The following is a 21,179-nucleotide window of genomic DNA, read 5'->3' on the forward strand; positions in this document are numbered from 1 at the left end:
TGTTTGACCTGACATGAGGTGGAGCACATGCCCCGATCACTTTGAGCCATTCATATAATCTGCCCGATGTGGTGTGCTTCACATGGTCGCGGCGCTCTTCTGGGATGAGAGCCCCGTCGCGTGGATGTGAAGTGGTGTCCGTCACGCAGGTGTGCTGCCGCCCTCGCCGAGTTGCCGCATCAGTCACTCGTGAAAGACCCCGATGTGATGCGCGGTCGGCACCGGCACGCCACCGTCGCGGTACGCACGCGATGCCATCGCTGGCTGTGTACGTTCGCATGCCTCGAAGTCCTGAATGTTAACCCGGTGGAACAGTTCCACCGACTTCGTCACATTCGCCCCGGGACGCCACGACCTCCGGCGTGTACAGCCGGTCGCCCTCCACGACCATGGGGTCCGCGGCGAGCGGGAACGTGCGGTGCGGGATGACGTGGTCCGGTACGAGGCTGATGAACACCGTCGGCTTCACCGTGATGCCGTAGTAACGGCGGTCCTGGGTTCCTCGACCGCCCTGGCCCCTCGTGCGGGCCGGACGCGAACCGGCCCGCACGAAGAGGAGAGGGAACCGACGGCCAGCGAGGTCGAGCCGGCGACCGGCTGACGAGCCGGGCGGAGTGACGAGCCGTACTCCACAGCGACCCGTCCGGCCGTGCTACGGGTGCGACAGCCGCCCCGCGCCACCCCGCCGGCGTATCCGCTCCCGTGTACGCTCCGCCGCCCGTGTCTCACGGCGGGCCCGGCGCCGCTCACGCCGCAGCAAGCGCGCCGTGCTGCTGGGGGCCGAGACCACGCCGTTGCGCTGGTTCCACACCTGCCGGGTCACCCAGACGTCGAGGGCGCCCCAGGTCGCCGCGATCGTGCTCGCCACGCTGCTCAGCACCATGGGGAACGCCAGCCAGGAGCCGGCCAGGGTGCACAGGACGGCCACCATCGCCTGGATCAGTGTCACCGCGATGATGAGGACCGCGCGCACCGCCGCCGTCCGCACCGGGTCGGGCAGCCGTCGCCTGCGCGACGGCTCCTCGATCCACAACGGCCGGTGACGCACCCGCTCCTCGTCACCCCGCGCGGACGGCTTCCGTTCCTTCACCGCGACCCGCGCACCCGTCAGGAGGCCGCACTCCGGCGCCTTCGCGCCCCCCGACGTCACCTCGGGCGCCACCGCACCGTCCCCGGGCGCTGCGCGCCGCTCCGCCGTGCCCATCAACTCGTCACTCCCCACCGCCGGTGGACCAATTGACACCGGATCCTGAGACCCGCCCCCCACTGGTGCCCGACTTCCTCCGGATTACGCCGCCTGAGAGCGGCATGCGGGATCTGCGGCCCATTCCGCCCCCAATTCCCGTACAGAAAGACGATTGAGGTACGCCGAAGATTCCCGCCGACCGAAGAAATCCGGCCAACTGGCTGTCTTCATCGGCGGGATGCGATGGGTTCACGCGCCTGACAGGGGGAGGCAATCTCCCCCAATCGACGGACAACTCCCCCTGTCTGGTTCGCCGTGGGTGAGGAGTGCGTCCGACCTGCTCTTCGGGATACGGGTGTGTCGGTAGTAGGCTCACGCCGTTTGTTGACGCACATGTGTGCCCCCGGGGTCGGGCGGGGGCCGAGCTGGGGGAGGCCATGCGCTTTCGCGGGAAATCGATCCGCCGGAAGATCGTGGCGCTGCTGCTCGTGCCCCTGGTGGCTCTGACCGGTGTCTGGGCGTTCGCCATGGTGCTGACGGGCCGTGAGGCGAGCGATCTCTTCAGGGCGGCGGACGTCGTCGAGGAGATCGGCTTCCCCACCGAGGACACCATCCGTGTGCTCCAGCAGGAACGCCGCCAGACCCTCGTCTATCTCGCCGATCCGCGGGCCTCCGGGGCGGTCACGGCCCTCGAACGCAGCTGGTCCGCCACCGACGCCGCCGTCGACGAGTTCCGTGCGCACGCCCTGGACTCCGAGCTGCGGGAGGAGATGGGTGAGGCCACCTCGCGGCGGCTCACGGCGATCGTGGACGCCCTCGACGGCCTGCCGTCCCTGCGCACGAGCGTCGGGGACGGCACCGTCACCGTCCCCGAGGCCCTCGGCCACTACAACGACCTCGTCGACCCCTGCTTCACCCTGGTGTCCAACCTCCCCGCCCTCGACAGCGTCGAGATGGACAAGCAGGGCCGCGCCCTGATCAACGTCATGCGCGCCCGCGAACTCCTCTCCCGCGAGGACGCCCTGCTCAGCTCCGTGCTCGTCGCGGACAAGATCACCCGGGACGAGATCCGCGACGTCTCCGACCTCGTCGCCCAGCGCACCCTGATGTACGAGATCAGCCTGCCGCAGCTGCCCGCCCCCGAGCGGGAACGCTTCAGGAGCTACTGGAAGAACGCGAGCACCGCGCCCCTGCGCTCGGCCGAAGAGGCCGTCGTCGCCTCCGGCCCCGGCAAGCCCAGCGGCGTCACCGCCAAGAGCTGGGACGCCGCGGTGGAACCGGTGCTCTCCGACCTCCGCGACCTCGGCATCGAGGCGGGCGACCGCTATCAGGAGCGTGTCCAGCCCCTGGCAACGAGCGTCATCCTCAGGGCCGCCGTCTCCGGCGTCCTCGGCCTCTTCGCCCTGCTCGTCTCGCTCTTCATGTCCGTGCGCATCGGCCGCGTCCTCATCCGCGACCTGCGCAGGCTCCGCCAGGAGGCCCACGAGACCGCCGGAGTGCGGCTGCCCAGTGTGATGCGCCGGCTCGCCGCGGGCGAACAGGTCGACGTGGAGACCGAAGTACCGCACCTGGAGTACGACAAGAACGAGATCGGCGAGGTCAGCCAGGCGCTCAACACCCTGCAACGGGCCGCCGTCGAAGCCGCCGTCAAGCAGTCCGAACTCCGCAGCGGCATCTCCGAGGTCTTCGTCAACCTCGCCCGCCGCAGCCAGGTCCTGCTCCACAAGCAGCTCACCCTCCTCGACACGATGGAGCGCCGGACCGAGGACACCGACGAGCTCGCCGACCTGTTCCGCCTCGACCACCTGACGACCCGTATGCGCCGGCACGCCGAGGGCCTGGTCATCCTCTCCGGCGCAGCCCCGTCCCGGCAGTGGCGCAAGCCGATCCAGCTCATGGACGTCGTCCGCGCGGCCGTCGCCGAGGTCGAGGACTACGAGCGCATCGAGGTCCGACGGCTGCCCCGGGTCGCCGTGACGGGCCCCGCCGTCGCCGACCTCACCCACCTCGTGGCCGAACTCCTGGAGAACGCCACGGTGTTCTCGCCCCCGCACACCGCCGTGCAGGTGCTCGGCGAGCGCGTCGCCAACGGCTTCACCCTGGAGATCCACGACCGAGGTCTCGGTATGTCCGCCGAGGCGCTCCTCGACGCCAACCTGAAGCTCGCCGAGACCCCCGACTTCGAGCTCTCCGACACCGACCGGCTCGGTCTCTTCGTGGTCAGCCGGCTCGCCCAGCGGCAGAAGGTCCGCGTCTCCCTCCAGCCGTCGCCGTACGGAGGTACGACGGCCGTGGTCTTCATCCCCGACGCCCTGCTCACCGACGACGTCCCCGACACCAACGGCATCGGCTTCCGCCTCGACCGTGCCCACCCCACCCGGGAGGCCGAGCTGGAGCAGGAGCGCAACGCGGCGCTCTCCCAGGTCCCGGTACGGCTCCCCGGGCTCTCCGCCGCCATCCTGGACGGCCCGGTGGAGCTGGAGGCACCGGTCGACCTGGAGACCCTGGACGGCTTTCCCGGCACCCGCGACGGGAACGGCGGCCGGGGCGGGCTGTTCCGGCCGCGCCGCACCCTCACCGGCGTCGCCGACGAACAGCAGCAGCCGGCGGCCGACGGCGAAGGGCAGCAGATCCCCCTCAGCGACCCGGACCCGACGGTCGGCCCCGTACCGCTGCCGCAGCGCCGGACCCCGCATCTCGTCAGCTCGCACGGCCGTTCCGTGACCGGGTCCAGGCCCCGGTCAGCGGACGACGAGGCTGCCGAAGGCCGCGCGGCGGGCACGGACCCTCTTGACGACACCCGCCCGTTCACCGCGCTGCGCGGCGACCGTGCCGAACCGCCGGCCGACCCCGCAGCCGACCGCACCGGACCCGCGCTCTTCCCGGGCGCGCACCGCGCCGGGGCCCAGCAGCTCGGCGGGCCCGAGGCCCCCGACCTGCCCCAGCGCCGACGCACGGGCCTGCCCGGTGGGACGGCCCCGACGACCTCGCAGTACGGCACTGATGAGACCGCCCCGCGCACGGACACGGCGAGCGACCAGGCAGAATCAGCTGCGAGCCCGCTGCCACGTCGCGTCCGACAGGCCAGCCTCGCACCGCAGTTGAAGGCGGGCCCGGAGAGGCGTGCCCAACGCGGGGGGTCCCACCCCGAGCGGAGCCCGGAGCCCGCCGAACGCGACGCCGACGAAGTACGCAGCCGCATGGCCTCGCTCCAACGGGGTTGGCGGCGCGGCCGCGAGGAGAACGCCGAGGGCGATGACGCCCAGGACGTCTCAGCACCACGAGGAACGACTAAGGGGGACGGTCGATGACCGCACCGAAGGCCGAAGGGCCCACCGCGACCGGCACGTCCGGGGAGCTGAACTGGCTCCTGGACGATCTGGTGGAGCGCGTCGCCAGCATCCGCAAGGCGCTCGTGCTCTCCAGTGACGGACTGCCCACGGGCGTCTCCGCGGACCTCACCAGAGAGGACAGCGAGCACCTGGCCGCCGTCTCCTCCGGCTTCCACAGCCTCGCCAAGGGCGTCGGCCGGCACTTCGAGGCGGGCAGCGTGCGCCAGACCGTCGTCGAACTCGACGAGGCCTTCCTCTTCGTCACGGCTGCCGGCGACGGCAGCTGCCTCGCCGTCCTCGCGGACGCCGACGCGGACATCGGCCAGGTCGCCTACGAGATGACCCTCCTGGTCAAGCGGGTCGGCGTGCACCTGGGCTCCGCCCCGCGCACCGATGCGCCCACGGGCGGGTAGTGGGATGGCATGAGCCGAGACGGTCAGGGAAGAAGCCACTGGTTCGACGACGAGGCCGGACCAGTGGTCCGTCCGTACGCGATGACGCGCGGCCGGACCAACCACGCGATCCAGCACCGCCTCGACCTGATCGCCGTGGTCCTCACGGAGCCGCACGTCGGCGACCCGGAGGAGGACCACTCCCTCTCCCCTGAGCACGTCCGTATCGTCGTACTCTGCCGCGACAACCCTCAGTCGGTCGCCGAACTCGCCGCCGACCTGGACCTGCCGGTCGGAGTGGTCCGCGTTCTCGTGGGAGATCTCGTGGACGAGGAACTCGTCCATGTGACACGTCCCGTGCCGCCGGCCGAGCTGGTGGACGAGAGCATTCTGCGCGACGTGATCAACGGCCTCCGGGCGCTCTGAGCAGCGTGGAGCGGAGCGGACACGTGACAGACAACCATCAGCAGGAGAAGAGACCGATGATCCTCGGGCGCTCTGAGCGCGGCAAACCTCCGGTCGAGCCCGTCACGCTCAAGATCCTCGTGGCCGGCGGCTTCGGTGTGGGCAAGACGACCTGCGTCGGCGCGGTCAGCGAGATCAAGCCGCTGCGCACCGAGGAGGTGCTCACCGAGGCGGGCCGCCCGGTCGACGACACGAGCGGTGTGGAGAACAAGACGACCACCACCGTCGCCATGGACTTCGGACGCATCACCCTGCGTGAGGACCTGGTCCTGTACCTGTTCGGCACCCCCGGCCAGGACCGCTTCTGGTTCCTCTGGGACGAACTCGCCTCCGGTGCCCTCGGCGCCGTGGTGCTCGCCGACACCCGCCGTCTGGAGGACTGTTTCGCCGCCGTCGACTACTTCGAGCGGCGCTCCATCCCCTTCGTGATCGGCGTCAACTGCTTCGAAGACGCCGCGCGTTACCCGGCCGAGACCGTCCGCCAGGCGCTCGACCTCGACCCCGGGGTGCCGGTCGTCCTGTGTGACGCGCGCCAGCGGGACTCGGTCAAGGACGTGCTCGTCGCCGTCGTCCGGCACGCGATGGCGTACGCGGCGGAGCACCGCCAGAGCGTCGGCACCTGAGGCACGGCCCGTACCCCGGTCCCGGGGTCGACCCGCGCGCGTCGGCCCCGCACTCAGTTCATGTCGTCCACGTGCCAGCCCAAGCTCTTCTCCACCGCCTTGCGCCAGTTGTGATACTCGCGGTCACGCACGGAGGCCTCCATGGCCGGCGTCCACTCGACGTCCTTCTGCCAGTGCGACTTCAACTCGTCGAGGTCGTTCCACACCCCGGTCGCGAGCCCGGCCGCGTACGCGGCGCCCAGGCAGGTCGTCTCGGAGACCTTCGGCCGGATCACCGGCACGTCCAGAACGTCCGCCTGATGCTGCATCAGCAGGCTGTTTCCCGTCATGCCGCCGTCGACCTTCAGGGTCGTGATGTGCACCCCGGAGTCCTGGAACATGGCGTCCACGACCTCACGCGTCTGCCAGCTCGTCGCCTCCAGCACCGCGCGCGCGAGATGCGCCCTCGTGACGTACCGCGTCAGCCCGGTGACCACACCGCGCGCGTCGGAGCGCCAGTAGGGGGCGAACAGGCCGGAGAAGGCGGGCACGATGTACGCCCCGCCGTTGTCGTCGACACTCGCCGCCAGGGGCTCGATCTCGTCGGCGGTACGGATGATGCCGAGCTGGTCGCGGAACCACTGCACCAGAGCGCCCGTGATCGCGATCGAGCCCTCCAGGCAGTACACCGGCGCCTCACCGCCGATCTTGTACCCCATGGTCGTCAGCAGCCCGCTCTTCGACGGCACGGGCCGGTTCCCGGTGTTGAGTAGCAGGAAGCTGCCGGTGCCGTAGGTGTTCTTCGCGGCGCCCACGTCGTAGCAGGCCTGCCCGAACACCGCCGCCTGCTGATCGCCCAGCGCCGACGCGACGGGGACGCCCGCGAGGTGGCCCACGGCGGTGCCGTACACCTCGGCGGAGGACCTGATCTCCGGAAGAATCGCCTCCGGGACGTTCATCGCCGAGAGGATCGAGGCGTCCCACTGGAGGCTCTCCAGGTTCATCAGCATGGTGCGCCCGGCGTTGGTGACATCGGTGACGTGCTGTCCGCCGTCCGTGCCGCCGGTCAGGTTCCAGATCAGCCAGGAGTCGATCGTGCCGAAGGCGATCTCGCCGCGCTCGGCACGGGCCCTGAGCCCTGGCACGTTGTCGAGCAGCCAGGTGGCCTTCGGGCCGGAGAAGTAGCTGGCCAGCGGCAGACCGGTCTGCTCACGGAAACGATCCTGCCCGTCCGGGCCGCCCAGTTCGGTGCAGAGCGCCGAGGTACGGGTGTCCTGCCAGACGATCGCATTGTGCACGGGCTTGCCCGTGGCGCGGTCCCACAGGACCGTCGTCTCGCGCTGGTTGGTGATGCCGAGCGCGCTGATCTGGTCCGCCCGCAGGCCCGCCCTGGCGATCGCCCCGGCGACCACCGCCTGCACCTTCGACCAGATCTCGGTGGCGTCGTGCTCCACCCAGCCAGGCTTGGGGAAGATCTGGCGGTGCTCCCGCTGGTCGACGGCGACGATCGCGCCGCCCTGGTCGAAGATCATGCAGCGGCTGGAAGTGGTGCCCTGGTCGATGGCGGCGACGTACTTCTGGGCGTTGTCCGGCATGACATCCCCTCACGTCTTACGTCGGTTGCGTCAGAAGGCTGCGGTGTAGATGAGGCCCGCGAGGGCTCCGCCGGCCAGCGGGCCGACGACCGGGATCCAGGCGTAACCCCAGTCGGACGTGCCCTTGTTCGGGATCGGCAGGAAGGTGTGCACGATGCGAGGCCCGAGGTCACGGGCCGGGTTGATCGCGTAGCCGGTGGGCCCGCCGAGGGAGAGACCGATACCGACGACCAGGAACGCCACCAGCAGGACCGAGATGCCGGAGCCGTAGATCCCGGCCTGTTCACCGGGGATCTGGCCGAGGCCTATGCCCGTGTTCCGCCCGAAGGCCAGGATCGGCAGCACCAGGGCGATCGTCGCGATGATCTCCGTGATCAGGTTGGCGACCGGGTTCCGGATCTCCGGGATGGTGGAGAAGACGCCGAGGGTCGGTGTCGGCTCGTTCGCCGTGCCCTCCGTGGTGCCCTCCTTGCGGACGTTCGCCTGGAACTGCGCGAGATAGACGAGGTAGGCGAGGACCGCGCCGAGCATCGCGCCGACCATCTGGCCGAGCAGATACACCCAGACCTTGCCCCATGCCCCGCTGTCGACCGCGATCCCGAGTGTCACCGCCGGGTTGAGGTGCCCGCCGGACAGGGGAGCGGCGGTGTAGGCGCCCGCCATCACGCCGAAACCCCAACCGAACGCGATGACGATCCAGCCCGATGCCCTCGCCTTCGAGAACCTGAGAGTGACGGCGGCGCACACACCGGCGCCGAACAGAATCAGGATCGCCGTACCGATGACTTCGCCGACGAGTATGTCTCCGTTGCTCATGGCGGCTCCTAGGCCCCGGCCCGGGGTGATGGACCCGGACCTCCCGTGCAGGGTGCGTTTCCCATGGCTACGTCGGCCGAAGGCGGGGAAATGTCCCGCGCCCCGCCCGGCGTTTGTGACGAGCGTGTCGTCGCAGCCGAATCGCCCCTGGGAGATGGTCCGTTACGCGGGCGGGGAGCCCGAGCGGCGCAGTGCACAAAGATGCCCGAATGCGGCGATGCCGACCGACACGGGAAGTGTTCACCGACGCCCTGGGGGCGTCAAGAACACGGACGGCATCGGTTGGGGGCGGCCACGGAGCGTCCACGCCCGCGCGGTACCGGACAGGGCGCCGCGCGGGCGCCGAGCCGGGCCGGGTGCCGCGTCCGATCCTGCCCGAGGATCACCGGACCGCGATCACCGCCGACCCGTGCCCGAAAAGTCCCTGATTCGCGCTGATCCCGACCTTGGCCCCCGCGACCTGACGGTCCGTCGCCGCACCCCGCAACTGCCACACCAGCTCGCACACCTGGGCGATCGCCTGCGCCGGAACCGCCTCACCGAACGAGGCCAACCCCCCGCTGACGTTCACCGGCATGTGCCCGTCGAGCGCCGTCACACCGTCCCGCAGCAGCTTCGCGGCCTCGCCCTCGCCGCAGAGCCCCAGATCCTCGTACCACTGCAACTCCAGCGCCGTGGACAGGTCGTAGACCTCGGCGAGGGAGAGGTCCTCGGGCCCGATGCCCGCCTCCTCGTACGCGGCCCGCCCGATCGATGCCCGGAAACTCTCATCCGGCGGTGCCACCGCGACCGCCGAGTCCGTCGCGATGTCCGGCAGATCGAGCACCGTGTTGGGATAGCGGGGCGTCACCGTGGACACCGCCCGTATGCGTACGGGTTCGGCCACGCCGTGCCGCCGCGCGAACTCCATGGTGGACAGCACCAGCGCCGCCCCTCCGTCCGAGGTCGCACAGATGTCCAGAAGCCGCAGCGGATCGGCGACGACGGCCGAGGCCGCGACCTCCTCGGCGGTGACCCGCCCGCGGTACCGCGCGTACGGATTGAGAGCCCCCACCGCGCTGTTCTTCACCTTGACCCGCGCGAAATCCTCCGGCGTGTCCCCGTGCACCGCCATCCGCCGTCGCGCGTACAGCCCGAAGTACGTCGGATTGGTCGCCCCGAGGACCCGGAACCGCAGCCAGTCGGGATCGTCGGCCCGATCCCCGCCGGCGGGCCGGAAGAACCCCTTCGGAGCCGAGTCCGCGCCCACGACGAGCACCACGTCCGCGAGTCCGGCGAGGATCTGGGCCCGCGCGGCGCCAACCGCCTGCGCCCCGGACGCGCAGGCCGCGTACACACTCGTGACCCGGGCCCCCTGCCACCCCAGCGCCTTCGCGAAGGTCGCCCCGGCCACGTATCCCGGATAGCCGCCACGCACCGTGTCCGCGCCGACGATCGAGCCGACGTCCCGCCAATCGACCCCCGCGTCGGCCAGCGCGGCCCGTGCGGCCACCGTCCCGTACTCGACGAAACTCCTTCCCCACTTGCCCCACGGGTGCATGCCCGCGCCCAGCACCGCCACCTCGCCCGTCATGCCGTCACCCCCGTCGGCCGCCAGTGCCACGTCGTCCAGGTCGTCTTCGCGTCCGCGTTCAGCACGCCGGGGACGACCTCCACCTCCATGCCCACCGCCAGGTCGGCGACGGTGACCCCGGGAACCGCCTGTCCCAGCACCACAAGACGTTCCGCGGCCAGTTCCACAGCGATCAACGCGTACGGCCGCCAAGGAAGTTCCGGATCGGACACGTAGGGTGACGGAGGCCGGTACCGGCCATCGGTGTACGACCAGACACGGCCCCGCCGCGACAGCGGTACCTCGGGCAGAGCGCCCCCGGGACAGCCCGGGTTGCGGCAGCGGACGTCCTCACGCGGGAAGAACACCGAGGCGCACGCCGAACAGCGCGTGCCGAGCAGACGGAACCCCTCGCCCTCCCCGGTGAACCAGCCGGTGACCACGGGTGCGCGACTTCGCGACAAAACGCCTCCCCGCAAAGGAATCTGATGACTCGTCAGAAGTTTGCCACGGGGGGCTCGAATTGGGCAGCTCCCGGGAGAACCAGGAAGCCTCGACCGGCGTCGGACTATCAGGAGGAGCGGCCGGGGCCCACGGGGGTGGTTCCGGCCGTTCCTCACCCCTTCCGCACACGTGGCGACGCGGTGCATCAAGCCGCCCGGCACAAGACGATCAGCAGATGATCGGATACAGTCCGCCGCGTGTCCGCAAATCAACACCCAACAGCCAACTCCGCACCGGAATCGCATTGTTCGAGCTGCGGAGCGCCCTACGGAGAGGGCGTCTCCGGCTGGCCCCGCACCTGCGCGGCCTGTCACACCGTGGCCTACCGCAATCCGCTTCCCGTGGCGGTGGCCCTCCAGCCCGTGTACGACACCAAGGGCACGGCCCTCGTCGTGATCACACGGACCATCGCCCCCGCGCGCGGGGGCGTCGCCCTGCCCGGCGGTTTCATCGACCATCGGGAGGACTGGCGGCACGCCGTCGTCCGTGAGCTCAAGGAGGAGACGGGCATCTGCGCCGCCGACCGCGACGTACGACTCGCCGACGCCATGAGCTCACCCGGCGGCCACCTGCTCCTGTTCGGGCTGCTCCCGGAGCGCCCGGCCGCCCATCTGCCGCCGCCCGCCGCCACGGACGAGACGGAGGGCTGGCACCTGCTGCACCGCCCCACCGAACTCGCCTTCCCTCTGCACACCCTGGCCGTAAAGGCGTTCTTCGACGGCCGCTACGTCTGACCGGAAGCCTCCTCCGAGCCGAAGCCAGGCTCACTCCCGGTCGAGCCCGCGCACCCGCACGGGATACGAAGGCTCGACCGGGCCCTCGTCCCCGTCCCGCTCCACGACCACACGCCGCCCCTCCCAGTGCGCCGTGTACCGCTCGACCTCCGGCTCGTCCCAGCCGTCGCCCGCGTCCGGCACGACGAGCCCGCCTCCCGTCCGCCCGCGCGCGGGTGCCCACACCTCCAGCTCCAGGCCGCCCTCGGCACCCTGGACCGGCAACACGGCACCCGCGCGCGCGAGTACCGGGATACGTGACACAGGCGCCTCCAGCAGGGCCTGTCCCGGCCCCTCGTACGCCCGCCCGGTCACCGTGTCGTACCACCGGCCCCGCGGCAACCGCACCGCCCGACGGTCCGCGCCCGGGTCCAGCACCGGCGCCACCAGCAGACAGTCACCCAGCAGGAAAGCGTCCTCGCAGTCCCGCAGGGCCCGGTCCTCGGGCATGCCCCACCACAGCGGACGCACATAGGGCGCTCCCGTACGGCGCGCCAGATGGGCCAACGTCACGAAGTACGGCAGCAGCCGTCGCCGCTCGACGAGCGCCACGCGCGCGTGTTCGACGACCTCGCCCCCGAACTCCCACGGCTCCCGCCGCCCCGCCCGCAGACTCGCGTGCGTACGGAACAGCGGCAGATACGCCCCCAGCTGGAACCACCGCAGATACAGCTCCGGCGACGGAATCCCGTCGAACCCGCCCACGTCCGGACCCGAGTACGGCACCCCGCACAGCCCGAGCCCCAACACCAGCGACAACGACGCCCGCAGCCCGGGCCAGCCCGTCGCCACGTCCCCCGACCACGTTCCCCCGTAACGCTGCATACCCGCCCACCCGGACCGCGAGAAGACGAACGGCCGCTCCTCGGGCGCCAGCTCGCGCAGTCCCTCGTACCCGGCGCGGGCCATGCACAGCGCGTACACGTTGTGCGCCTCGCGGTGATCACCGCCCCGGCCCTCCAGATCGTGCCGCACCGACCGGGGCAGCGTGTTCTCCCCGAACGCCGTGAACGACGTCGGCTCGTTCATGTCGTGCCAGAACCCGGCGAACCCCTGCGCCAGACGCTCCCCGTAGAGACGGCCCCACCACGCGCGCGCACGCGCACGCGTGAAGTCCGGAAACACCGACTCCCCGGGCCACACCAGACCCTCCACGACCTGCCCGGAGGCGTCCCGCACGAACACGTCCTCGGCCGTACCGCTGTCGTACACCGCGTTGCCCGGCGCCGCCTCGACCGCCGCGTCGACGATCGACACCAGCCGGATCCCGTCGCGGCGCAGCTCGTCGGCGAGATCCGGGAGCTTCGGAAAGTTCTCCGCGTCGACCGTGAACACCCGATGGGCGTCGTAGTGGTCGATGTCCAAGTGGAGCGCGTCGAGCGGCAGACCGTGCTCCCGGTAGCCGGCGACGATCCGCCGCACCTCCCGCTCGCTGCCGAAGCCCCACCTCGCGTGATGATGCCCGAGCGCCCACGCGGGCGGTAGCGCCGGAGCCCCCGTGAGCGCGGCCCACGCGTGCAGCACGCGCGGGGGAGTGCCCACCATCACCCAGCAGCGCAGCGGGCCTCCGTCCATCCGCAGTTCCGACGTCCCGGCCCGGTCGTGCCCCGACCCCGCGCCCTCCTCGCCTTCGCACAGCGTCACCGTGCCGTCCCACGTGGTGTCGTGGAACACCAGATGCGTGGCCGCGTCCGCCACCACCAGCTGCACCGGCATCGTGATGTACAACGGGTCGTCGCCGGGCGCGAACGGACGACCGGGATCCGTGTTCCACAGCCGATACGTTCCGCCACGCAGCCGGGGCCCGGCCGCCCGCCCGCCCAGACCGAAGAACCGCGCGTCGGCCGCCACCTCGGAGCGCTGCACCCACCGCGCCTCGCCCCCGCCGACCGGCTCCCACCACCGCGGCGGCAGATCACGCCGCAGAGTCACCCCACCGGGCGTACGCACCTCGACCGCTCCGTGCCGCGACACGACGACCGTCACCCGCTCGGCCACGACCCGCCAGCCGCCGTCCTTGTCCGGCTCCAGGACGGCCCGCGGATCCGGTTCCGGGCACCGGCCCGCGAGCGCGTACGACGGCTCCGGCCCAGCCCCGTCCCAGCCCCAGAAGACGGCTCCGTTCACATCGACGGTCACCCGCAGCTCGGACCGGCTGAACCGGACGACCCCGCCGCCGGGCCCCCGCTCCACGTCCCGCACCAGCCCCGGCACCCGTGCCCGCTCGGCGCCCCGCGCCGGCAGCCCGGCGGCGTCGGCACGCCTCCTGCGCCACCCGGCCCGCACGGTGCGCAGCCCCTGAGCCGTCCCCGCGGAACCGACCGACTTCACCCAACGCACCAGGTCACGACCGTTCATGCCGCTCACCATGCCATCGACCGGCGGGTTCGTGTGGGTCGTTCAACTTCCGTTCACCCGTGGTGGCGGGACATCTTCACGTCGCCGGCCATCGCGGCGCACCCTGGTGCGGAAGTCGATCACATGGCATCGTCCGTGTCAGCCGCGTACGCGCACACCCCCGCCCGTGCGCGCACCACGCACACGACGCGCAGTCCGGGAGCCGACCCATGACCTCAGCGAACCTCACGCCGCTCTGGCAGCCCGACCCAGAGCGCATCGCCCGCGCCCAGATCACCGCATTCCAGTCCTGGGCGGCCGAGCACCACGGAGCTCCGGCCGACGGCGGATACCCGGCCCTGCACCGCTGGTCCGTCGACGAGCTCGCGACGTTCTGGAAGGCCGTGACCGAGTGGTTCGACGTACGGTTCTCGACCCCTTACGCCCGCGTGCTCGGCGATCACGCGATGCCCGGCGCCGAGTGGTTTCCCGGAGCGACCCTCAACTACGCCGAACACGCCCTCCGCGCGGCAGACGCCCGCGCCGACGAACCCGCCCTGCTCCACGTCGACGAGACCCACGAACCCCACCCGGTGACCTGGTCCGAGCTGCGTCGCCAGGTCGGCTCCCTCGCCTCCGAACTCCGCGCCCTCGGCGTACGTCCGGGCGACCGCGTCAGCGCCTACCTCCCGAACATCCCCCAGGCCGTCGTCGCCCTCCTCGCCACCGCAGCCGTCGGCGCCGTCTGGACCTCCTGCGCCCCGGACTTCGGCGCCCGCAGCGTCCTCGACCGCTTCCAACAGGTCGAACCGGTCGTCCTGTTCACCGTCGACGGCTACCGCTACGGCGGCAAGGAGCACGACCGCCGCGACACCGTCGCCGAACTCCGCCGTGAACTGCCCACCCTGCGCGCCGTCGTACACGTCCCCGTCCTCGGCACCGAGGCTCCAGAGGGCGCCCTGGAGTGGTCGGCCCTGACCTGCGCAGACGTCGCGCCCACCTTCGAACAGGTCCCGTTCGACCACCCCCTGTGGGTGCTCTACTCCTCGGGCACGACCGGCCTGCCCAAGGCCATCGTGCAGTCCCAGGGCGGCATCCTGGTCGAACACCTCAAACAACTCGGCCTGCACTGCGACCTCGGCCCCCAGGACCGCTTCTTCTGGTACACCTCCACCGGCTGGATGATGTGGAACTTCCTCGTCTCCGGCCTCCTCACCGGCACCACCGTCGTCCTCTACGACGGCAGCCCCGGCCATCCCGACACCGGTGCCCAGTGGCGCGTCGCCGAACGCACCGGAGCGACCCTCTTCGGCACCTCCGCCGCCTACGTCATGGCCTGCCGCAAGGCCGGCGTCCACCCCGGCCGCGACTACGACCTCTCCCGCGTCCAGTGCGTCGGCACGACGGGCTCACCGCTCCCGCCCGACGGCTTCCGCTGGCTCCACGACGAGGTCCGCGAGGACCTCTGGATCGCCTCCGTCAGCGGCGGCACCGACGTGTGCTCCTGCTTCGCGGGGGCCGTCCCCACCCTCCCGGTCCACATCGGCGAACTCCAGGCCCCCGGCCTCGGCACCGACCTCCAGTCCTGGGGCCCCAGCGGCACACCGCTCATCGACGAGGTCGGCGAACTCGTCGTCACCAACCCCATGCCGTCCATGCCGGTCCACTTCTGGAACGACCCCGACGGCACCCGCTACCACGACAGCTACTTCGACACCTACCCCGGCGTATGGCGCCACGGGGACTGGATCACCGTCACCTCCCGGGGCTCCGTCGTGATCCACGGCCGCTCCGACTCCACGCTCAACCGCCAGGGCGTCCGCATGGGCTCGGCCGACATCTACGAAGCCGTCGAACGCCTCCCTGAGATCAAGGAATCCCTCGTCATCGGCATCGAACAGCCCGACGGCGGCTACTGGATGCCCCTCTTCGTCCAACTCGCCCCGGGAGTCGCCCTCGACGAGGCCCTCCTGAACCGCGTCAAACAGACCATCCGCGAACAGCTCTCACCACGCCACGTCCCCGATGAGGTCATCGAAGTCCCCGGGGTCCCGCACACCCTCACCGGCAAACGCATCGAGGTCCCTGTCAAACGCCTCTTCCAGGGCACCCCCTTGGAAAAAGCGGTCAACCCCGGCTCCATCGACAACCTCGACCTCCTGCGCTTCTACGAGAACCTGGCCGGTAAACGAGCCTGACCCCGCGGAGCGACCGGCGTTGTCAGTGGCTCCGATTACTGTGAGTGATCATAGATCGGCTGCTCGCACAGGGGGAAACATGGCAGACACCAGCCAGCAGAGCATGCGCCGGGTCCTGCGTCGCGAAGTCGCGGGCATCATCGGCCTGCTCGCCGACGCACACGACTTCACCGCGATGCGGCGCTACCGCAGCTTCACCTTCGACGACCACACGACCTACCTCCGACAGGTCGAAGCCCTGCTGAGGACACTCGCCGCGCAGGGCAACCACACCACGGTCGCCCTCTTCGACCCCGAGGAGTACGCCGAGTTCTGCGCCGGCACCGGCCTCGAACCGGACACCCCGTCCAGCCGCACCCGCTTCACCGCCGAACTCGCGACCACAGGCGCCGTCGTCCCGTACGAGGGACAACCCCTCACCGAGCTCGTCCCCGAACTGATCGACGCAGCCGTCCGCCTCGCCACCTGGGAGTACGCCACCATGCTCCTTGCCCAGATCGGCGACTGCGCCTCCTGCGGCGAGGACATCGGACGCGCGGCCTTCTCCCGCGCCATGCAGCTGCTCAGGCGCATCCTCGACACCGCCGGGCCGGGCCGACGCCACCTCGTCTGCAGCGTCTCGGCCACACCCCAAGCCTTGGTCGCCGTCCTCCACGCCGACCAGAGCGCCGACGGAGCAACCGAACTCGACGAGTCCGAAGCCCTGGAGTTCGCCACGGTTCTGGCCGTCGGCATCGCCACCCGAAGTCCCTGCGGACTCGTCATGCGCACTACCGCCCCCGACGCGACCGACCGTGTCTACGGCTGGCGCCTGCGCGGCGAAGGCCTCGACTCCCTCACGGCAGGAGAGGTCTTCGACGCCTACTGCACGGACATGGAGTCCGGAAACCTCGTCTCCCCGGAGTCCGGCGTCGACTACTGCACGCCACCCGACCTCGGCGTCGACCACGGTGGCCCGGCCACGGACGGACACAGCCACTGAACGGACGAGGGGCGCCCACCCACAGGTGAGCGCCCCTCGACACCGCCCGATCCCCGCGACGCTACTCGCCCGACAGCACCGCCTGCGCCGCGCCGCGTGCCTCCTCGGCCGTGTCCGCCGCACGCGCGGCAGCCGCGGCACGCTCGCACTGCGCCAGCGTGTACTTCGCCAGAGCCGCCCGCACATACGGTATCGACGCCGCACCCATGGAAAGGGAGGTCACACCCAGACCGGTCAGCACACACGCGAGCAGCGGGTCCGAAGCCGCCTCACCGCACACACCACAGCTCTTGCCCTCGGCCTTCGCCGCCTCGGCGGACAGCGCGACCAGGTCGAGCAGCGCGGGCTGCCACGGGTCCTGCAGCCGGGACACCGCACCCACCTGCCGGTCGGCCGCGAACGTGTACTGCGCGAGGTCGTTCGTCCCCAGCGACAGGAACTCGACCTCCTGCAGGATCGACCGTGCCCGCAGCGCCGCCGACGGGATCTCCACCATTGCGCCGAACTCGGCCCGCAGCCCCGCCTCACGGCACGCGTCGGCGAACGCCTTGGCATCCGTGCGGTCCGCGACCATCGGCGCCATGACCTCAAGGTAGACCGGCAGACCCTCGGAGGCCTTCGCTAGCGCCGTCAGCTGCGTCCGCAGCACCTCGGGGTGGTCGAGCAGCGTCCGCAGCCCGCGCACACCGAGCGCCGGGTTCGGCTCATCGGCAGGCGTCAGGAAATCCAGCGGCTTGTCGGCGCCGGCGTCAAGCACTCGCACGACCACACGCCCCTCGGGGAAGGCCTCCAGCACCTTCCGGTACGCCTCGACCTGCTTCTCCTCCGACGGCGCCGCCTTGCTGTCGTCCAGGAAGAGGAACTCGGTACGGAACAGACCGACACCCTCGGCCCCGACCTCCACGGCCGCCGGCACATCAGCGGGACCACCCACGTTGGCCAGCAGCGGCACCTTGTGCCCGTCGGAGGTCGCCCCCGGCCCGCTCGACGCGGCCAGCGCTGCCTTGCGCGCCGCCGCGGCGGCCTCCAGCTCGGCCTTCTTCTCCGCCGTCGGGTTCACGAAGATCTCACCGGTGCTGCCGTCCACGGCGATCACCGTGCCCTCAACCAGTTCCCCGGCCCCCGGCAGCGCGACCACGGCCGGCACCCCGAGCGCCCGCGCCAGAATCGCGCTGTGACTGGTCGGCCCACCCTCCTCGGTGACAAATCCGAGGACGAGCGTCGGGTCGAGCAGCGCCGTGTCCGCAGGCGCCAGGTCACGCGCGATGAGCACGTACGGCTCGTCACTGTCCGGCACACCCGGCATGGGAACCCCGAGCAGCCGGGCGACGATACGATTCCGCACGTCGTCGAGGTCGGCCACCCGGCCCGCGAGGTACTCGCCGGCCCCCGCCAGCAGAGCGCGGTACGCGGCGAACGCGTCGTAGACCGCACGCTCCGCCGTGCTCCCCACGGCGATACGTCGCTCCACGTCCGCCATCAACTCGGGGTCCTGGGCCATGAGGGCCTGGGCCTCCAGCACGGCCTGGGCCTCACCCCCGGCCAGGTTGCCGCGTGCCATCAGATCGGCGGCCACCGCGTCCACGGCCTTGCGGGCGCGCCCCTGTTCGCGCTCCGCGTCCTCCGCCGGGATCTGCTTGGCGGGCGGCTCCAGAACCGCCGTTCCCATGTGCCGAACCTCGCCGATCGCCACACCGTGGCTCACACCGACGCCTCGCAGCGTTGTCTCCATCTCACCTGTCTCCGATAGTGCGGCGGGTCCCGCCGCCGCGGTGGTTGTGGAACTTGCGGTCCGGTACGGCCCCGGCGTCACCGCCAACCGAAGAGCGCGTCGCCCGCCTTCACATCGCCGTCCTCGCGGAGACCGGAGAGCGAATCGGCTGTGGCCTCCAGTGCCACGACGGGGCAGACCGGGGACTTGCCCGTGGCCTCGACGGCTGCGGGGTTCCAGCGCACCACGGCCTGCCCGCGCCGTACGGTGTCGCCCTTGCTGACGAGCAGCTCGAAGCCGTCGCCGTTGAGCTGCACGGTGTCGATACCGAGATGCGTCAGTACCCCGTGCCCCTCACCGTCGACCACGACGAACGCGTGCGGGTGCAGAGAGACGATGACCCCGTCCACGGGGGCGACAGCTTCCCCTGCCTCACGCACGGGGTCGATCGCCGTGCCGGGACCGACCATCGCGCCCGAGAAGACCGGGTCCGGTACGGCGGCCATTCCGATGGCCCGTCCCGCAAGAGGGGACGTCACGGTGGTCATGGGACCCTCCCAGGGGTGGAGATTCATATGGCCGCCACTGCCTGTCCCAGACGGCACACTGCGGAGCAGCGTATGTCATATGAACTGCCGGTTCCGCATGAGACGTACGGGTTGGCAGCCGTCGGGCGGCACGTCATCGATTTGCACGCGCTCGCGGGACCGCTGTACAGTCGTCACCCTGCTCGAGGCCGAGCGGCGCAACTGAGCGCCTTGGTCCAGCAGCACCCAACTTGTCAGATCCTATCTCGGGTCCGCTTCGGTATGCCTACGGAAGCATGGTCAGAGAGTCGGAAAAACACTGATAGAGTGGGAAACGTAAGACCGAAGGGAAGCGCCCGAAGGAAAGCCTGAGCCGGTTGGTTTGGGTGAGTACAAAGGAAGCGTCCGTTCCTTGAGAACTCAACAGCGTGCCAAAAATCAACGCCAGATATGTTGATACCCCGTTCCTGGCCGGTTTCGGTCGGGGCGAGGTTCCTTTGAAACAAACACAGCGAGGACGCTGTGAACGGTCGGGCTTATTCCGCCTGACTGTTCCGCTCTCGTGGTGTTGCACCCGATTACGGGTACACATTCACGGAGAGTTTGATCCTGGCTCAGGACGAACGCTGGCGGCGTGCTTAACACATGCAAGTCGAACGATGAACCACTTCGGTGGGGATTAGTGGCGAACGGGTGAGTAACACGTGGGCAATCTGCCCTTCACTCTGGGACAAGCCCTGGAAACGGGGTCTAATACCGGATACGACACCGGGAGGCATCTCCTCGGTGTGGAAAGCTCCGGCGGTGAAGGATGAGCCCGCGGCCTATCAGCTTGTTGGTGAGGTAATGGCTCACCAAGGCGACGACGGGTAGCCGGCCTGAGAGGGCGACCGGCCACACTGGGACTGAGACACGGCCCAGACTCCTACGGGAGGCAGCAGTGGGGAATATTGCACAATGGGCGAAAGCCTGATGCAGCGACGCCGCGTGAGGGATGACGGCCTTCGGGTTGTAAACCTCTTTCAGCAGGGAAGAAGCGCAAGTGACGGTACCTGCAGAAGAAGCGCCGGCTAACTACGTGCCAGCAGCCGCGGTAATACGTAGGGCGCGAGCGTTGTCCGGAATTATTGGGCGTAAAGAGCTCGTAGGCGGTCTGTCGCGTCGGATGTGAAAGCCCGGGGCTTAACCCCGGGTCTGCATTCGATACGGGCAGACTAGAGTGTGGTAGGGGAGATCGGAATTCCTGGTGTAGCGGTGAAATGCGCAGATATCAGGAGGAACACCGGTGGCGAAGGCGGATCTCTGGGCCATTACTGACGCTGAGGAGCGAAAGCGTGGGGAGCGAACAGGATTAGATACCCTGGTAGTCCACGCCGTAAACGGTGGGAACTAGGTGTTGGCGACATTCCACGTCGTCGGTGCCGCAGCTAACGCATTAAGTTCCCCGCCTGGGGAGTACGGCCGCAAGGCTAAAACTCAAAGGAATTGACGGGGGCCCGCACAAGCAGCGGAGCATGTGGCTTAATTCGACGCAACGCGAAGAACCTTACCAAGGCTTGACATACACCGGAAACGGCCAGAGATGGTCGCCCCCTTGTGGTCGGTGTACAGGTGGTGCATGGCTGTCGTCAGCTCGTGTCGTGAGATGTTGGGTTAAGTCCCGCAACGAGCGCAACCCTTGTTCTGTGTTGCCAGCATGCCTTTCGGGGTGATGGGGACTCACAGGAGACTGCCGGGGTCAACTCGGAGGAAGGTGGGGACGACGTCAAGTCATCATGCCCCTTATGTCTTGGGCTGCACACGTGCTACAATGGCAGGTACAATGAGCTGCGAGGCCGTAAGGCGGAGCGAATCTCAAAAAGCCTGTCTCAGTTCGGATTGGGGTCTGCAACTCGACCCCATGAAGTCGGAGTTGCTAGTAATCGCAGATCAGCAGTGCTGCGGTGAATACGTTCCCGGGCCTTGTACACACCGCCCGTCACGTCACGAAAGTCGGTAACACCCGAAGCCGGTGGCCCAACCCCCTTGTGGGGAGGGAGCTGTCGAAGGTGGGACTGGCGATTGGGACGAAGTCGTAACAAGGTAGCCGTACCGGAAGGTGCGGCTGGATCACCTCCTTTCTAAGGAGCACTTCTTACCGGCTTCGGCTGGTCAGAGGCCAGGACATCAGCGAACGTCTGATGCTGGTTGCTCATGGGTGGAACGTT

General features: G+C 69.8%; 15 protein-coding genes, 1 rRNA gene and 1 pseudogene. 8 read left to right on the forward strand and 9 right to left on the reverse strand.

Annotated elements, in window-relative coordinates:
- Nucleotides 1-183: 183 nt before the first annotated feature.
- A pseudogene (locus WBG99_RS30590) lies at nucleotides 184-496 on the reverse strand (SRPBCC family protein); the annotation flags it as partial.
- Nucleotides 497-652: 156 nt separating this feature from the next.
- A complete protein-coding gene (locus WBG99_RS30595; protein WP_338900531.1) occupies nucleotides 653-1,204 on the reverse strand; it encodes a hypothetical protein in 552 nt (183 codons plus the stop codon).
- A gap of 419 nt (nucleotides 1,205-1,623) precedes the next feature.
- On the opposite strand from WBG99_RS30595, the gene WBG99_RS30600 reads away from it, so the two are divergent.
- Genes WBG99_RS30600 through WBG99_RS30615 form a run of 4 tightly spaced genes read left to right on the forward strand, consistent with a single transcriptional unit; the run spans nucleotide 1,624 to nucleotide 5,998 of the window.
- A complete protein-coding gene (locus WBG99_RS30600) occupies nucleotides 1,624-4,497 on the forward strand; it encodes a nitrate- and nitrite sensing domain-containing protein (RefSeq protein ID WP_338899420.1) in 2,874 nt (957 codons plus the stop codon).
- Nucleotides 4,494-4,931: a roadblock/LC7 domain-containing protein gene (locus tag WBG99_RS30605; protein WP_338899421.1), complete on the forward strand. Its 438-nt coding sequence runs from the start codon at nucleotides 4,494-4,496 to the stop codon at nucleotides 4,929-4,931. The genes WBG99_RS30600 and WBG99_RS30605 overlap by 4 nt, the downstream gene beginning before the upstream one ends.
- Nucleotides 4,932-4,940: 9 nt before the next feature.
- Entirely contained in the window at nucleotides 4,941-5,336 is a 396-nt protein-coding gene (locus WBG99_RS30610) for a DUF742 domain-containing protein (RefSeq protein ID WP_338899422.1), read from the forward strand.
- Nucleotides 5,337-5,392: 56 nt separating this feature from the next.
- Nucleotides 5,393-5,998, forward strand: a complete 606-nt coding sequence (locus tag WBG99_RS30615; RefSeq protein ID WP_338900532.1) for an ATP/GTP-binding protein — start codon at nucleotides 5,393-5,395, stop codon at nucleotides 5,996-5,998.
- A gap of 53 nt (nucleotides 5,999-6,051) precedes the next feature.
- Here WBG99_RS30615 and glpK read toward each other — a convergent pair whose 3' ends face one another.
- From glpK to WBG99_RS30635, 4 genes are all read right to left on the reverse strand, one after another.
- Nucleotides 6,052-7,572, reverse strand: a complete 1,521-nt coding sequence (gene glpK, locus WBG99_RS30620) for a glycerol kinase GlpK (protein WP_338899423.1) — start codon at nucleotides 7,570-7,572, stop codon at nucleotides 6,052-6,054.
- Between the two features lie 30 nt (nucleotides 7,573-7,602).
- Nucleotides 7,603-8,388: an MIP/aquaporin family protein gene (locus WBG99_RS30625; RefSeq protein ID WP_338899424.1), complete on the reverse strand. Its 786-nt coding sequence runs from the start codon at nucleotides 8,386-8,388 to the stop codon at nucleotides 7,603-7,605.
- Nucleotides 8,389-8,770: 382 nt separating this feature from the next.
- Entirely contained in the window at nucleotides 8,771-9,961 is a 1,191-nt protein-coding gene (locus WBG99_RS30630; protein ID WP_338900533.1) for a lipid-transfer protein, read from the reverse strand.
- Nucleotides 9,958-10,383, reverse strand: a complete 426-nt coding sequence (locus WBG99_RS30635; RefSeq protein ID WP_338900534.1) for a zinc ribbon domain-containing protein — start codon at nucleotides 10,381-10,383, stop codon at nucleotides 9,958-9,960. Before WBG99_RS30635 ends, WBG99_RS30630 begins: the two co-directional genes overlap by 4 nt.
- Before the next feature lie 258 nt (nucleotides 10,384-10,641).
- On the opposite strand from WBG99_RS30635, the gene WBG99_RS30640 reads away from it, so the two are divergent.
- Nucleotides 10,642-11,178, forward strand: coding sequence for an NUDIX domain-containing protein (locus tag WBG99_RS30640; RefSeq protein WP_338899425.1), 537 nt, complete (start codon nucleotides 10,642-10,644; stop codon nucleotides 11,176-11,178).
- Between the two features lie 30 nt (nucleotides 11,179-11,208).
- Here the strand turns inward: WBG99_RS30640 and WBG99_RS30645 are convergent, their stop codons facing one another.
- Nucleotides 11,209-13,575, reverse strand: a complete 2,367-nt coding sequence (locus tag WBG99_RS30645) for a TIM-barrel domain-containing protein (RefSeq protein ID WP_338899426.1) — start codon at nucleotides 13,573-13,575, stop codon at nucleotides 11,209-11,211.
- 209 nt (nucleotides 13,576-13,784) lie between these two features.
- Between WBG99_RS30645 and WBG99_RS30650 the strand changes: the two genes are divergently transcribed.
- Together WBG99_RS30650 and WBG99_RS30655 are read left to right on the forward strand one after the other, a co-directional pair.
- Nucleotides 13,785-15,752 carry an acetoacetate--CoA ligase gene (locus tag WBG99_RS30650; RefSeq protein WP_338899427.1) on the forward strand — a complete coding sequence of 656 codons (1,968 nt, stop codon included), beginning with the start codon at nucleotides 13,785-13,787 and terminating at the stop codon, nucleotides 15,750-15,752.
- Between the two features lie 79 nt (nucleotides 15,753-15,831).
- Nucleotides 15,832-16,734 (forward strand): hypothetical protein, encoded by a 903-nt coding sequence (locus tag WBG99_RS30655; protein ID WP_338899428.1) that lies wholly within the window; start codon nucleotides 15,832-15,834, stop codon nucleotides 16,732-16,734.
- Between the two features lie 61 nt (nucleotides 16,735-16,795).
- Here WBG99_RS30655 and ptsP read toward each other — a convergent pair whose 3' ends face one another.
- Nucleotides 16,796-18,466, reverse strand: a complete 1,671-nt coding sequence (gene ptsP / locus WBG99_RS30660) for a phosphoenolpyruvate--protein phosphotransferase (RefSeq protein ID WP_338899429.1) — start codon at nucleotides 18,464-18,466, stop codon at nucleotides 16,796-16,798.
- Between the two features lie 77 nt (nucleotides 18,467-18,543).
- Nucleotides 18,544-18,993 carry a PTS glucose transporter subunit IIA gene (locus WBG99_RS30665; protein ID WP_338899430.1) on the reverse strand — a complete coding sequence of 150 codons (450 nt, stop codon included), beginning with the start codon at nucleotides 18,991-18,993 and terminating at the stop codon, nucleotides 18,544-18,546.
- A gap of 570 nt (nucleotides 18,994-19,563) precedes the next feature.
- Between WBG99_RS30665 and WBG99_RS30670 the strand changes: the two genes are divergently transcribed.
- A 16S ribosomal RNA gene (locus WBG99_RS30670) occupies nucleotides 19,564-21,092 on the forward strand.
- Nucleotides 21,093-21,179: the final 87 nt, after the last annotated feature.

This window comes from Streptomyces sp. TG1A-60 (assembly GCF_037201975.1).
Lineage (GTDB): Bacteria > Actinomycetota > Actinomycetes > Streptomycetales > Streptomycetaceae > Streptomyces.